This is a genomic window from Pseudomonas sp. Irchel s3f10 (assembly GCF_900187515.1).
GTDB classification, from domain to species: Bacteria; Pseudomonadota; Gammaproteobacteria; order Pseudomonadales; family Pseudomonadaceae; genus Aquipseudomonas; species Aquipseudomonas tensinigenes.
Genome location: NZ_FYDZ01000001.1, coordinates 129,484 through 141,972, shown reverse-complemented (window position 1 = coordinate 141,972; position 12,489 = coordinate 129,484). Strand labels below are relative to the sequence as shown.

Here is a 12,489-nt window from a genome sequence, read left to right as displayed (position 1 = left end):
GTGTGGGTTTGACGACATATCGCCGTTATTTGAAGTCGACGTCGAAAGCCTGATAGAAGGCGTTACCGGTGTTGGCAACGATCCACATCAGCACGATCACGTGATGGCCCTTCTTGTTGGCCGGTAGTTTCACCGCGTGATTGACCTTGGCCTTCAATTCATTCGGGTAGCTGTAATAAGGCACCTGAGTGTAGAAGTCCTCGAAGAACGGTTGGGCTTCCAGTTGCGCACGAGTGATGCGTTGTTTCGGGTCCCAGCCATCCTTGGTGATCAGCCAGCGGTAGCCGCGGGTGGTGTGCGGCGCGGTGTATTCCCATTTGATTTCGAGGGTCTGCCCCGGGGTGACATTGAGCAGCGGCCAAGTGAACGGACGAGCGAGTTTCTTGCTCATTTCATCATTGGTGAAGTTCACGCAATCGCGGGCATCGCTCTTGCCACCGCTGAGAATGTAGCCATCGGCCGGTGGCGTGACACTGTCCGAGTCGGACTGGTAAGGGGTCGGAAACGGCCCCGCTGCCAGTGCCGGGAAATTCTTCCCGCCTTCCATTTCGTTGACCTGCCAGGCACCGAGCAATCCTTGCTCAATGGCAACCGCACCGCGGCTTGCAGGGGAAATTACACGACCGTGTCGCAGTTGGGTTTGTGGTTGATTCATGATTTTTCACTCCGTTGATTTAAGAACTCTCCTTTCCGAGGAGAGGCCTTCAAGCTAACGGAGAGGGATTTTTTGTCCATCGGCGGTTTTGTCGCAGTCAGCAGCCTTGAAGCGTAAAAACATCGCAAACACTGGATGCATATACAGCCTTCTGCGACAACGCCCACCTGAAATGTGGTCAAAAGATTACACGGCAATGCTGCAAAAGCTGCCATTCAGTACTCATGGCAACTGTGCGTTGAACTCCTTTTCGTACTGCCCGGCGAGTTGTTCTTTCTGTTTTTCGTTGAGCAACTTGCCGGCCATCTGGAAGAACTTCTGCTCTTCTTCCTTGAGATGGTGATGAACCTTGTCAGAAAGCTTTTTCGCGATGGCCAGCCAGGCCGGGCTGGACATCTCGGTCTCATCGAGCTCTTCCATCATCTCGTCCATTTCATGGTGTTCGGCGATGGCATGGCGGCTCAGATCGACACCGTCATCAAGCTCCATCAACGGAATGTAGAAATGCCGCTCTTCCGCAGTTTCATGGGCCTGGAGCTCTGCCTTGAGCTGTTTGTAGGCTTCGACCCGCTCCGGCGTATCGCCGCTGGTTTCGATCAGGGTTTTGGCGTAGCTACGCTGGCGGTCGTGGCTTTCGCGAAGGGCTTCGAAAATATTCATGGGGGATCCTCATCAACCGCGTGCTGGAGTGACGCTGTAAAGGCTAGACCCCGACGCGAGAGCGGCAGTTCCACCGGGTTGAGGAAGGGCTTGGAAGACAGGCGTCGGGCAGGATAGGCTGCGGATTCAAACCACAAGGAAGTCACGCATGAACTTGCGCATCGAGCTGTCGCAAAACTCAACAGAAGAAGAACGCCAGGCCATTTTGGCGCCCCTGCATGCTTATAACGTGGCCAAGGCCGGGATCGCGGTATCAGAGCCGCTCACCCTGCTGGTGCGCGATGATCACGACCAGATTCTGGGCGGACTTTATGGCCGACTGGTCTGCCAGTGGTTGTTCATCGATTTGCTGTCAGTGCCTGAAGCAGGCCGGGGCCAGGGAATTGGCTCGAAGCTGATGCACATGGCCGAAGAGCTGGCGCGTGAGAAAGGCTGCATCGGCGCATGGCTCGACACGTTCGACTTTCAGGCGCCAGAGTTCTACAAGAAGCTGGGGTATAGCCAGTTTGGGGAGATTGTCGATTATCCGCCGGGGCACAAGCGGCACTTTTTCCAGAAGCGACTTGTAGGTTGAATGTACCGACCCCTTCGCGAGCAGGCTCGCTCCCACATTTGGAATGCATTCCTCGGTAGGAGTGAACCTGCTCGCGATGCCGACAGCCGCGTCAACGCGTGATCAGAGGCAGGTCGCCAACGCCGCCAACCGGCGCTTGGCGACAAAGTCATCCTTCTGCGCGTAGTAATTCAGCGTCGTACCCGAGGCCTCGGTAATCACATCGACAAACGACTCAGCCGACCGGGTATACACCGTCGTCCCGCCCGACTTGCGCGGTTCCAGATACGCCGCCGCGTCCACGCCGAACACCGCCTCGTCCTGCCAGCCGAACTGCACACACTGGGCGACGACTTTCTCGGCTTTGTCCGAAGTCAGTACTTTATAGGGGGCTTTGGTGCGAGCATCGTCCATCACCGAGCCTGCGCAACCGGCCAGCAGCGTTGCTGCCAGCGCTACCATCAGAATTCGCATTGCATTCGCTCATTCAGAAAAAAGCGGACTGTATCACCGCAGCAGCAGAAATCGTTCTGCTTTACTGCATTTATAGCGCGACACGCGCGGGCCGCTGCGGCAACCTAAGGTCATCAGCCTCACAAGGAAAACACATGGCGCCTACCGACCAGCGACATGAACATGCCCTGAAAGTATTTCTCGACGCGCGTCCCGAACTGCGCGAAACCCTCGATCACCTCAACCCGTTGCTGGCCCAGGCCAAAGGCGAAACTCAAGCGCAATATCGTGAAGAGCGACTGCATGAAGCGTTTGAGGCCGAAGCGGAAAGTCTCGGGCTGTTTGCCTGGGAGTTGACCCTGCAACTGACGGCTGACTCGCCTGAGGAGTATCAGGCGCAGCGGCTGGAAGTTCACCGTGAAGTCGCGGAAATGGCCGGGATGGATTGGCTGGAGTATTGCGATCTGTATGGCATAGAACCGTAACTGTCGCCCAAGGACACCGCACTCATGCTGCCATCCGCCTCGACTCACCGCGCCAGCCCCGGCCATCTGCACACACAAAAGTGGCGCGGGCGGATTGGTCTGGCGCTGGTGGCCAGCCTCTCGGTGCTGGCCGGGATGACCGACGCCATTGGCTTTATGGCCAGCGGCGACTTCGTCTCGTTCATGAGCGGCAACACCACCCGACTCGCCGTGGCGATCAGTGATGGCGATATCGGGCTGACCGTGCGCCTGGTGATTCTCGTCGTAACTTTTATCGTCGGGAATGCCTTGGGGGTGGTCGTTGCACGTTTCGGCGGACGTCGGGCGTTGCCACTGCTGCTGTGTATCGCCACCCTGCTGTGCGCGGCGGCTGCTTGGCCTTTCGACACCCAACTGCCGGCGTTGCTGGCGGCGATCGTTGCAATGGGCATGCTCAATGCGGCCGTCGAAGAGGTGAATGGCTTACCGGTCGGACTCACCTATGTCACCGGCGCGTTGTCGCGATTCGGACGAGGGCTGGGCCGCTGGATGCTCGGCGAACGACGCAGTGGCTGGCGGGTGCAACTGGTGCCATGGAGCGGGATGTTTATCGGCGCGATTCTGGGGGCGGTGCTGGAACATCATTTGGGACTGAAGGCGATGTTCGTTAGCGGGTTGCTGGCCGCGATGATCGGGCTGCTCTCGCTGAAAATCCCGCGGCGCTGGCAGTTGGGCTATATGCCTCGCTAATGGACTCTTATACAAATCCTTGTGGGAGCGAGCCTGCTCGCGAAGAGGCCGGCACATTCAATGTTGTTTATCGCCTGACCCACCGCTTTCGCGAGCAGGCTCGCTCCCACAGGGGCCTGAGTACAACTTGGGTTTCGCGGCAGCCTCGATAAAGCTTTATCATGGCCGCAGTTTTGCTGATCGAGTCCGTCATGAAGTTCGCCATTGCGCTGTTTTCCGCCGCCCATGCGCCCTCCTCGCGCCGCGCCCTGCTGTTTGCACAGGCTGCGCTGGCCGGTGGGCATGAGATTGTCCGGCTGTTTTTCTATCAGGACGGCGTTTATAACGCTTCGGATGCGGTCGTCACTCCGCAGGACGAACTGGATTTGCCCAAACAATGGCGCACTTTCATCAGCGAGCAGAATCTGGACGGCGTGGTGTGCATCGCCGCCGCCCTGCGTCGCGGTGTGCTGAACAGCGAAGAAGCCAAGCGCTACCAGCGTGAAGCGATTTCGGTCAGCGCGCCGTGGGAATTGTCCGGCCTCGGTCAGTTGCATGACGCCGTGCAAGACGCTGACCGCTTGATCTGCTTCGGAGGTGCGTGAGATGGCCAAATCCCTGTTGATCATCAGCCGTCAATCGCCGTGGTCCGGCCCGGCGGCTCGCGAAGCGCTGGACATTGTGCTGGCCGGCGGCGCCTTTGACCTGCCCATTGGCTTGCTGTTTCTCGATGATGGCGTGCTGCAACTGGCTGCCGGGCAGAACGCCAAGGTCCTGCAGCAGAAAGATTTGAGCGCTAACCTGCAAGCGCTACCGATGTTTGGTGTCGAAGAGTTGTTCTACTGCGCAGAGAGTGCCAGTACTCGCGGTCTCGGCACTCTATCGCTGGACGAAGCGCAGCCGCTCGCCGCCGAGCAAATCACCGCCCTTATTGACCGTTACGACCAGGTGATTACCCTCTGATGTCGACTTTGCATGTGTTGTCTCATTCCCCGTTCGGCGACGATCGCCTGACCAGCTGTCTGCGTCTGATCGGCAGCGCTGATGCTTTGTTGCTGTCCGGCGACGCGGTCTATGCGTTGCAAGCGGGCACCGCACCGTTTAGCGCATTGCAAAGCCGCCAGATCAAATTGTTCGTTCTGGCCGAAGATGCACAGGCTCGCGCCATCGAAGTCCCGGACTGGGCTGAGGCCATTGATTACCCGGCCTTCGTCGAACTGTCGATCCACCACGACAAGGTCAACAGCTGGCTATGAATTCCATGACCGTCGGCGCCCGCGCCATCGAACTGGACAAGGACGGCTTTCTCGTCGACCTGAGCGACTGGTCTGCCGACGTTGCCAGCGCCCTCGCCGCCGCCGAAGAGATCGAGTTGACCGCCGAACACTGGGAAGTCCTCGAACTGTTGCGCAGCTTCTACGAAGAATTCCAGCTGTCCCCGGCCACACGGCCGCTGATCAAATACACCGCGTTGAAACTCGGCCCGGACAAAGGCAACAGCCTGCACCTGAACCGACTGTTCAAAGGCACTCCCGCCAAACTCGCCGCGAAACTGGCGGGCCTGCCCAAACCGACGAATTGCTTATGACCGACTTTCCAGCACTGACCCTCGAAACCCCTGCCGAACACCCGTTCGCCCAATTCGTGCGCATTCTCGGCAAGGGCAAACGCGGTGCCCGCGACCTGACTCGCGAAGAAGCCCGGGAAGCCATGGGCATGGTCCTTGACGACAAAGTTGAGGACACCCAGCTGGGCGCGTTTCTTATGTTGCTGCGGCACAAGGAAGAAAGTGCCGAGGAGATGGCTGGTTTCACCGAAGCCCTGCGCGAGCGCTTGCAGGCACCCGAGTTGAACGTCGATCTGGACTGGCCGACCTATGCCGGCAAGAAGCGCCATCTGCCGTGGTATCTGCTGGCGGCCAAATGCCTGGCACAGAACGGCGTGCGCATCTTTATGCACGGCGGCGGCGCACACACGGCCGGGCGGCTCTACAGCGAGCAACTGCTCGGCGAGTTGAACATTCCGCTGTGCCGCACCTGGCAGCAGGTCGGAACGGCGCTGGATAACGGTGGCTTGGCGTTCATGCCGCTGGTGGACTGGGCGCCGCAGTTGCAGAACATGATCGACCTGCGCAACACCTTGGGCCTGCGTTCGCCGATTCATTCCCTGGCGCGGATTCTCAATCCGCTGGGCGCACGCTGCGGCCTGCAAAGCATCTTCCACCCCGGCTATCAGGCGGTGCATCGCGATGCCAGCGGCCTGCTCGGCGACACGGCGATTGTGGTCAAAGGCGATGGCGGCGAAATCGAGATCAACCCGGATGCCGACAGTCACCTCTACGGCACCACCGGCGGCGAGAGCTGGGACGAGGAATGGCCGCAATTGTCGGCGCAACGCCACGTCAAACCGGCAACTTTGGACGTTGAACATCTGAAAGCAGTGTGGCGTGGTGAGGTGGTCGACAGTTACCCGCATATGGCCTTGATTGCGACTATGGCCTTGGCCTTGCGCGGCCTCGGTCAAAACCGTGAGCAAGCCTTCGCAACCGCCGAGCAGTACTGGGCCGCGCGGAACAAATCGATTTAACCGATCATTCACGCCCGATCTTTGCGCTTTTTGTTCGAACTCATCGGAATAGACTCGACTCCAACGATTATTGGTTTACGGAGTCTTGATCATGGGTTTACTCGTCGATGGCCACTGGCAGGACAAGTGGTACGAAAGCAGCAAGGACGGCGCGTTCCAGCGCGAACAGGCCAAGCGCCGCAACTGGGTCACCGCTAACGGCGAACCCGGTCCCAGCGGCGAAGGTGGTTTTGCCGCTGAAGCCGGGCGCTATCACCTCTACGTTTCCCTCGCCTGCCCATGGGCGCATCGCACGCTGATCCTGCGCAAGCTCAAAGGCCTGGAAAGTCTGATCGACGCCTCGGTGGTCAGTTGGTTGATGCTGGAAAACGGCTGGACCTTCGACACCGCGCTCGGCTCAACCGGCGACAAGCTTGATGATTTCGACTTCATGCACCAACGCTACACCGCCGACACGGCTGATTACACCGGCCGCGTTACTGTGCCGGTGCTGTGGGACAAGAAGCTCAAACGCATCGTCAGCAATGAATCAGCGGAAATCATCCGCATGTTCAACAGCGCGTTTGATGATCTGACCGGCAATGATCTGGATTTCTACCCAGCGCCATTAAGCGGCGAGATCGACGCGTTGAACGAGCGAATCTATCCGGCCGTGAACAACGGTGTGTACCGCGCAGGCTTTGCGACGTCGCAACAGGCTTATGAAGAAGCGTTCGATGAGGTGTTTGCCGAGCTGGATCATCTGGAGCAGGTACTGGGTGCCAATCGCTACTTGTCGGGTGAGTACCTGACCGAAGCCGACATCCGCTTGTTTACTACGATGATTCGTTTCGACGCGGTGTATCACGGGCACTTCAAGTGCAACCTGCGGCGGATTGCCGATTACCCGAATCTGTCGAACTGGCTGCGTGAGGTGTATCAGTTGCCGGGGATTGCCGAGACGGTGGATTTCCAGCACATCAAGAATCACTACTACGGCAGTCACAAGACGATTAACCCGACGGGGGTTGTGCCGAAGGGGCCGGAGCAGGATTTCACCGTGGCCCATGATCGGGCGCGGCTGGCTGGGAAAGGGGTTTGGTTGAAGGGTTAATAGCAAAAAGCAAAAGATCGCAGCCTTCGGCAGCTCCTACAGGGAACGCATTCTCATGTAGGAGCTGCCGAAGGCTGCGATCTTTTGATCTGACTCAGACCTGCGCCTGAGCCCCTTCGAACCACGCCAGTTTCTCGCGCAGTTGCACCACTTCACCAACGATCACCAGTGTCGGCGCATGCACTTCATGCTCCGCCACCAGTCGCGGCAGATCAGCCAGCGTGCCGGTAAAGACGCGCTGATTGACCGTGGTGCCCTGCTGAATCAACGCCGCCGGGGTATCGGCTGAACGACCATGCTTGATCAATTGTTCGCAGATAACCGGCAACCCGACCAGGCCCATGTAAAACACCAGCGTCTGCGCCGGCGCGACAAGATCGACCCACGGCAGATCAGTGGAACCGTCCTTCAAATGCCCGGTGACAAAACGCACCGACTGCGCGTAATCACGATGGGTCAACGGAATCCCGGCATATGCCGCGCAACCACTGGCCGCCGTAATACCCGGCACGACCTGAAATGGGATGCCATGAGCGGCCAGTTCTTCGATCTCTTCACCACCACGGCCGAAGATAAACGGATCGCCGCCCTTCAACCGCACCACGCGCTTGCCGGCCTTGGCCAGATCGACCAGTTGCTGGTTGATCTGATCCTGCGGCACGGCGTGATCAGACCGACGCTTGCCAACGTAGACCCGCTCGGCATCGCGACGGCACAGCTCAAGAATCGCTGGCGCGACCAAGCGGTCGTACAGCACCACGTCGGCTTGCTGCATCAGACGCAAAGCCTTGAAGGTCAGCAGATCCGGATCGCCCGGGCCCGCGCCAACCAGATACACCTCGCCGGTGGTGACCATGGCTTCGCCATCGATCTTGGCTTGCAGCAGACGCTCGGCCTCGGCGCCCTGTCCGGCCAGTTGGCGATCGGCAATCGGCCCCTGAAACACGTCTTCCCAGAAACCACGACGCTGCTGCACATCCGGAAACAGGCTTTTCACCTGATTGCGGAAACGCGCGGCGAGTCCGGCCAACTGACCATAAGTCGACGGAATCCAGGTTTCGATCTTGGCGCGAATCAACCGCGCCAGCACCGGCGCATCGCCGCCGCTGGACACCGCGATGATCAGCGGCGAACGATCGACGATCGCCGGGAAGATCACGCTGCACAAGGCAGGCGCATCGACCACGTTGACCGGCACGCAGCGCTTGTGAGCATCGGTAGAAACCTGTGCGTTGAGCATCTCATCGTCGGTAGCGGCAATGATCAGCCCGCAACCGTCCAGATCCGCCTCAACGTAACCGCGCAACAGGCATTCACCACCAGAGGCGACGACCAGTTCACGCAGTTGCGTTTCGATTTCAGGTGCGACCACCCGCAGCAGCGCACCGGCATCGGCCAGCAGGCGGGATTTGCGCAAGGCAATTTCCCCCCCACCGACGACCAACACACGACTGCCGCGCAGGTTGTGAAACAGCGGCAGATATTTCATTTAGCCGATGACCTCAAGGCCACCCATGTACGGCTTCAGTACGTCCGGCACACGGATCGAACCGTCGGCCTGCTGGTAGTTTTCCAGCACGGCAACCAGCGTACGGCCTACGGCCAGACCGGAGCCGTTCAAGGTGTGCACCAGTTCCGGCTTGCCGGTTTCCGGGTTGCGGAAACGCGCTTGCATACGACGGGCCTGGAAGTCGCCGCAGTTCGAGCACGAGGAGATTTCGCGGTACTTGTCCTGGCTCGGAATCCACACTTCCAGATCGTAAGTCTTGACCGCGCTGAAGCCCATGTCGCCGGTGCACAGCGCCAGCGTACGGTAAGGCAGACCGAGCAGTTGCAGGACTTTTTCAGCGTTGGCGGTCAGGCCTTCCAGCGCTTCCATCGAGGTCGACGGCTCAACGATCTGAACCATTTCAACCTTGTCGAACTGGTGCTGACGGATCATGCCGCGGGTGTCGCGACCCGACGCACCGGCTTCGCTGCGGAAGCACGGGGTGTGGGCAACGAACTTGATCGGCAGCAGTTTCGAATCGACGATCTCGCCGGCAACGATGTTGGTCAGCGACACTTCGGCGGTCGGGATCAGGTACAGATCGGCTTCGCCTTCGCGAGCGATCTTGAACAGGTCTTCTTCGAACTTCGGCAGTTGACCGGTGCCTTGCAGTGCCGGGGCCTGGACCAGATAAGGCGTGTAAGCCTCCTCGTAGCCGTGCTCGTTGACGTGCAGGTTGATCATGAACTGCGCCAGTGCGCGGTGCAGACGGGCGATCGGTCCACGCAACAGGGCGAAACGCGCGCCGGACAGTTTGGCGGCGGTTTCAAAGTCCAGCCAGCCGAACTTCTCGCCCAGCGCCACGTGGTCTTTCACTTCGAATTCGAATGCAGTCGGCGTGCCCCAACGGCGCACTTCGACGTTGTCGTCTTCGTCTTTGCCAACCGGCACGGACTCGTGTGGCAGGTTCGGGATGCCGAGCAGAATCGAATCCAGTTCGGTCTGAATCGCGTCCAGTTCGACTTTACCGGCGCTCAGTTCGCCCGCCATGCGCTCGACGTCCGCCATCAACGGCGCGATGTCTTCGCCGCGCTGCTTGGCCTGACCGATGGATTTGGAACGCGCGTTACGCTCAGCCTGCAGTGCTTCGGTGCGGGTCTGGACGGTCTTGCGCTGTTCTTCCAGCGCTTCGATGCGCGCGGTATCCAGGGCAAAGCCACGGGAAGCCAGGCGGTCCGCTACGTCCTGAAGGTTGCTACGTAACAGTTTGGAATCGAGCATGTCGGTTTCTCGTTATCAAAGTTTGGTCAAAGACAGGCCAGCCCACGTCGCGAGCAGCCCGCCGAATACGCTGAGTGCCGCATAGCCCAGGGCCAGCAGCACTTGCCCGCTTTCCAGCAAGCGCACCGTATCCAGTGAAAAGGATGAAAAAGTCGTCAGCCCCCCGAGGAAGCCAACCATCAACCCGGCGCGCACCTCGATCGGCACCTCCGGGCGTATCAAAAACAGGCCGTACAACACGCCAATCAACAGACAGCCCACGATATTAACGGCCAGCGTCGCGGTATAGAAGTGCCGCGGCCAATTGGCGTTGACCCAATTGCCGGTGGCGAAGCGCAACAAGGTGCCGGCGACACCGCCGACGGAGACCGCAACGATCAATGGAAGCACTATTTTCTCCGCTGCCGAGGGCTTAAACGGTCGAGTTGAGCGAGGTGGTTGAGCTTCTCGCCGATCTTCAACTCCAGGCCGCGCGGCACCGGTTGGTAGAACGGGATGGGATCAAGCTCTTCCGGGAAGTAGTCTTCGCCGGCGGCGTAGGCGTCCGGTTCGTCGTGGGCGTAGCGGTATTCGTCACCGTAGCCCAATTGTTTCATCAGTTTGGTTGGCGCATTGCGCAGGTGCAGCGGCACTTCCAGCGAGCCGTTTTCAGCGGCGGCACGCAGAGCGGTTTTGAAGCCCATGTACACCGCGTTGCTTTTCGGCGCACAGGCCAGATAGGTGATGGCTTGAGCCACGGCCAACTCGCCTTCCGGGCTGCCGAGACGTTCCTGCACTTCCCACGCTGCAAGACACAGGCTAAGGGCGCGCGGATCGGCGTTGCCGATGTCTTCGCTGGCCATGCGCACCACGCGCCGGGCCAGGTACAGCGGATCGCAACCACCGTCGATCATCCGCGCAAACCAGTACAGCGCGCCGTCGGGGTTGGAGCCGCGTACCGATTTGTGCAGCGCCGAGATCTGGTCGTAGAACGCCTCGCCACCCTTGTCAAAACGCCGACGGGTGTCCCCGAGCAGGCTTTGCAGGAGCTCGGTGCCGATTTCGCTGTTGTCCTCGGCCAGGTCAGAGGCGTTTTCCAGCAGATTGAGCAGACGCCGGCCATCGCCATCGGCGGCGGACAGCAACATCTGGAAGCCTTCGTCGTTCAGCGTCAGATTGCGCTTGCCCAGACCGCGTTCTTCGGTGAGCGCGCGGTGCACCAGTTTGCGCAGCGCCGCTTCGTCGAGGCTTTTCAGCACGTAGACGCGGGCACGCGACAACAAGGCGTTGTTGAGTTCGAACGAAGGGTTTTCAGTGGTGGCGCCGATGAAGATCAGCGTGCCGTCTTCAACGTAAGGCAGAAACGCATCCTGCTGGGATTTGTTGAAGCGGTGCACTTCATCGACGAACAAAATCGTGCGCTTGCCGTACTGGCCGGCCTGCTGCTTGGCGATTTCAACGGCCTGACGGATCTCCTTGACCCCGGCGAGTACTGCCGAGACCGTTTCGAAGTGCGCATCGGAGACTTCCGCGAGCAACCGCGCCAGGGTGGTTTTACCCACGCCCGGCGGACCCCAGAAGATCATCGAATGCAGGGCACCCTGCTCCAGCGCCTCACGCAGAGGCTTGCCGCGAGCGAGCACGTGCTCCTGACCGACGTACTCATCCAGATTGGTCGCCCGCAAACGCGCGGCCAGTGGCTGGGCAATCGGTGCACTGCGAAACAGATCCATCACGTAGCGTTGAAACCTCTATTTTGCCGATCATTGACCCTGTAGGAGTGAGCCTGCTCGCGATAGCGGTGGGTCAGACGATGAAGATGTGACTGACAAATCGAATCGCGAGCAGGCTCACTCCTACAAAGGGCTTTGGGTTTATTCCTGGATCACGTCGGCACCCTTGGGGATGTCGAACTTGAACTTGGAGGCTGGCACCGGCTCGTTGGCCTTGACCCCGGTAAACAGGATATTGGTGCGCTGGCCGACGCTGTCGATCAGTTGCATATCGTTAAGCAGACCGTTGCGGAACGACAGACGCAGGTTGTCGAACAGGGTGTCCTTGGTTTTCGGCTTGAGGGTGAAGTCGATCACACCGCCCGCCTCTTTCGCGCTGATATCAAAGCTCTGGCTGATCTTCGACACATCACCGGACAGCAGCAGCGCCGGGGTCTGGGTCAGACGCTCGTCGAGCTTTTTGATGGTCGCCTGTTCCAGATCCGGGTCCCACAGGGTGACTTTCTTGCCATCAGACACCATGGTCTGCTCGGCCGGCGCATTGGTGTGCCAGTAGAACAGGCCCGGACGCTGCAGGGTCATGTTGCCGGTGGTTTCCTGCAACTGCGTGCCGCTGCCGTCGAGGGTCAGCTGCGAGAAGTTCGCGCTCAGGGTCTTGGATGTTTCCAGCAATTGGGTCAGACGCGCCACGTCCTTGTCATCGGCGTGGGCCGTGAGAGTGGTCAGCGCCAGTACTGGCAGCAGCATGCGGATAAGACGCATGGGAGTCCTCTTGAATACTCGTTGGGAGAGCGGCGGCACATCATTGTCCCGC

The 12,489-nt window shown here is 59.6% G+C and carries 17 protein-coding genes; 9 read left to right on the top strand and 8 right to left on the bottom strand.

Annotated features, from left to right (window positions below; translation table 11 throughout):
* Positions 1 to 25: 25 nt before the first annotated feature.
* Both CKW17_RS00630 and CKW17_RS00625 read right to left on the bottom strand, forming a co-directional pair.
* Positions 26 to 655: a lytic polysaccharide monooxygenase auxiliary activity family 9 protein gene (locus CKW17_RS00630; protein WP_095118242.1), complete on the bottom strand. Its 630-nt coding sequence runs from the start codon at positions 653 to 655 to the stop codon at positions 26 to 28.
* Positions 656 to 877: 222 nt separating this feature from the next.
* Positions 878 to 1,315 (bottom strand): hemerythrin domain-containing protein, encoded by a 438-nt coding sequence (locus CKW17_RS00625; RefSeq protein WP_016987058.1) that lies wholly within the window; start codon positions 1,313 to 1,315, stop codon positions 878 to 880.
* 148 nt (positions 1,316 to 1,463) lie between these two features.
* Between CKW17_RS00625 and CKW17_RS00620 the strand changes: the two genes are divergently transcribed.
* Positions 1,464 to 1,889 (top strand): GNAT family N-acetyltransferase, encoded by a 426-nt coding sequence (locus CKW17_RS00620; RefSeq protein WP_095118241.1) that lies wholly within the window; start codon positions 1,464 to 1,466, stop codon positions 1,887 to 1,889.
* A gap of 102 nt (positions 1,890 to 1,991) precedes the next feature.
* On the opposite strand, the gene CKW17_RS00615 is transcribed toward CKW17_RS00620, so the two are convergent.
* The gene (locus tag CKW17_RS00615) at positions 1,992 to 2,342 is read right to left on the bottom strand and encodes a hypothetical protein (protein WP_077573583.1); all 351 of its coding nucleotides are present in this window, start codon (positions 2,340 to 2,342) and stop codon (positions 1,992 to 1,994) included.
* 134 nt (positions 2,343 to 2,476) lie between these two features.
* On the opposite strand from CKW17_RS00615, the gene CKW17_RS00610 reads away from it, so the two are divergent.
* The 8 genes from CKW17_RS00610 to CKW17_RS00575 all read left to right on the top strand — a co-directional run bounded on the left by CKW17_RS00610 (position 2,477) and on the right by CKW17_RS00575 (position 7,193).
* Positions 2,477 to 2,806, top strand: coding sequence for a DUF6388 family protein (locus tag CKW17_RS00610; protein WP_016987055.1), 330 nt, complete (start codon positions 2,477 to 2,479; stop codon positions 2,804 to 2,806).
* A 24-nt stretch (positions 2,807 to 2,830) separates the two neighbouring features.
* Positions 2,831 to 3,535, top strand: coding sequence for a YoaK family protein (locus CKW17_RS00605; protein ID WP_095118240.1), 705 nt, complete (start codon positions 2,831 to 2,833; stop codon positions 3,533 to 3,535).
* A 191-nt stretch (positions 3,536 to 3,726) separates the two neighbouring features.
* Complete coding sequence (gene tusD, locus CKW17_RS00600) at positions 3,727 to 4,119, top strand: sulfurtransferase complex subunit TusD (protein WP_095119002.1); 393 nt, start codon at positions 3,727 to 3,729, stop codon at positions 4,117 to 4,119.
* 1 nt (position 4,120) lies between these two features.
* Positions 4,121 to 4,477, top strand: a complete 357-nt coding sequence (gene tusC, locus CKW17_RS00595) for a sulfurtransferase complex subunit TusC (protein ID WP_095118239.1) — start codon at positions 4,121 to 4,123, stop codon at positions 4,475 to 4,477.
* Positions 4,477 to 4,770, top strand: a complete 294-nt coding sequence (tusB, locus tag CKW17_RS00590; protein ID WP_095118238.1) for a sulfurtransferase complex subunit TusB — start codon at positions 4,477 to 4,479, stop codon at positions 4,768 to 4,770. The genes tusC and tusB overlap by 1 nt, the downstream gene beginning before the upstream one ends.
* Positions 4,767 to 5,102, top strand: a complete 336-nt coding sequence (locus tag CKW17_RS00585) for a TusE/DsrC/DsvC family sulfur relay protein (RefSeq protein ID WP_095118237.1) — start codon at positions 4,767 to 4,769, stop codon at positions 5,100 to 5,102. The genes tusB and CKW17_RS00585 overlap by 4 nt, the downstream gene beginning before the upstream one ends.
* Positions 5,099 to 6,100, top strand: a complete 1,002-nt coding sequence (locus CKW17_RS00580) for a glycosyl transferase family protein (RefSeq protein ID WP_095118236.1) — start codon at positions 5,099 to 5,101, stop codon at positions 6,098 to 6,100. The genes CKW17_RS00585 and CKW17_RS00580 overlap by 4 nt, the downstream gene beginning before the upstream one ends.
* A 91-nt stretch (positions 6,101 to 6,191) precedes the next feature.
* Complete coding sequence (locus CKW17_RS00575) at positions 6,192 to 7,193, top strand: glutathione S-transferase family protein (RefSeq protein ID WP_095118235.1); 1,002 nt, start codon at positions 6,192 to 6,194, stop codon at positions 7,191 to 7,193.
* A 94-nt stretch (positions 7,194 to 7,287) separates the two neighbouring features.
* Here CKW17_RS00575 and cysG read toward each other — a convergent pair whose 3' ends face one another.
* The 5 genes from cysG to lolA form a co-directional block, all read right to left on the bottom strand.
* Positions 7,288 to 8,682: a siroheme synthase CysG gene (gene cysG / locus CKW17_RS00570; RefSeq protein ID WP_095118234.1), complete on the bottom strand. Its 1,395-nt coding sequence runs from the start codon at positions 8,680 to 8,682 to the stop codon at positions 7,288 to 7,290.
* Complete coding sequence (gene serS / locus CKW17_RS00565) at positions 8,683 to 9,963, bottom strand: serine--tRNA ligase (protein WP_095118233.1); 1,281 nt, start codon at positions 9,961 to 9,963, stop codon at positions 8,683 to 8,685.
* 15 nt (positions 9,964 to 9,978) lie between these two features.
* Positions 9,979 to 10,353, bottom strand: coding sequence for a fluoride efflux transporter CrcB (gene crcB / locus CKW17_RS00560; RefSeq protein WP_095118232.1), 375 nt, complete (start codon positions 10,351 to 10,353; stop codon positions 9,979 to 9,981).
* On the bottom strand, positions 10,353 to 11,675 hold the full coding sequence (locus tag CKW17_RS00555; RefSeq protein ID WP_034155144.1) for a replication-associated recombination protein A: 1,323 nt from the start codon (positions 11,673 to 11,675) through the stop codon (positions 10,353 to 10,355). Before CKW17_RS00555 ends, crcB begins: the two co-directional genes overlap by 1 nt.
* A gap of 141 nt (positions 11,676 to 11,816) precedes the next feature.
* A complete protein-coding gene (lolA, locus tag CKW17_RS00550; protein ID WP_095118231.1) occupies positions 11,817 to 12,437 on the bottom strand; it encodes an outer membrane lipoprotein chaperone LolA in 621 nt (206 codons plus the stop codon).
* Positions 12,438 to 12,489 lie beyond the last annotated feature (52 nt).

Coding starts and splice junctions, on each gene's coding strand:
- cysG (WP_095118234.1), bottom strand. CDS start 8,682: ATGAAATATCTGCCGCTGTTTCACAACCTGCGCGGCAGTCGTGTGTTG.
- CKW17_RS00630 (WP_095118242.1), bottom strand. CDS start 655: ATGAATCAACCACAAACCCAACTGCGACACGGTCGTGTAATTTCCCCT.
- CKW17_RS00575 (WP_095118235.1), top strand. CDS start 6,192: ATGGGTTTACTCGTCGATGGCCACTGGCAGGACAAGTGGTACGAAAGC.
- CKW17_RS00555 (WP_034155144.1), bottom strand. CDS start 11,675: ATGGATCTGTTTCGCAGTGCACCGATTGCCCAGCCACTGGCCGCGCGT.
- lolA (WP_095118231.1), bottom strand. CDS start 12,437: ATGCGTCTTATCCGCATGCTGCTGCCAGTACTGGCGCTGACCACTCTC.
- CKW17_RS00620 (WP_095118241.1), top strand. CDS start 1,464: ATGAACTTGCGCATCGAGCTGTCGCAAAACTCAACAGAAGAAGAACGC.
- serS (WP_095118233.1), bottom strand. CDS start 9,963: ATGCTCGATTCCAAACTGTTACGTAGCAACCTTCAGGACGTAGCGGAC.
- CKW17_RS00610 (WP_016987055.1), top strand. CDS start 2,477: ATGGCGCCTACCGACCAGCGACATGAACATGCCCTGAAAGTATTTCTC.
- tusB (WP_095118238.1), top strand. CDS start 4,477: ATGTCGACTTTGCATGTGTTGTCTCATTCCCCGTTCGGCGACGATCGC.
- CKW17_RS00580 (WP_095118236.1), top strand. CDS start 5,099: ATGACCGACTTTCCAGCACTGACCCTCGAAACCCCTGCCGAACACCCG.
- CKW17_RS00605 (WP_095118240.1), top strand. CDS start 2,831: ATGCTGCCATCCGCCTCGACTCACCGCGCCAGCCCCGGCCATCTGCAC.
- CKW17_RS00615 (WP_077573583.1), bottom strand. CDS start 2,342: ATGCGAATTCTGATGGTAGCGCTGGCAGCAACGCTGCTGGCCGGTTGC.
- CKW17_RS00585 (WP_095118237.1), top strand. CDS start 4,767: ATGAATTCCATGACCGTCGGCGCCCGCGCCATCGAACTGGACAAGGAC.
- CKW17_RS00625 (WP_016987058.1), bottom strand. CDS start 1,315: ATGAATATTTTCGAAGCCCTTCGCGAAAGCCACGACCGCCAGCGTAGC.
- tusC (WP_095118239.1), top strand. CDS start 4,121: ATGGCCAAATCCCTGTTGATCATCAGCCGTCAATCGCCGTGGTCCGGC.
- tusD (WP_095119002.1), top strand. CDS start 3,727: ATGAAGTTCGCCATTGCGCTGTTTTCCGCCGCCCATGCGCCCTCCTCG.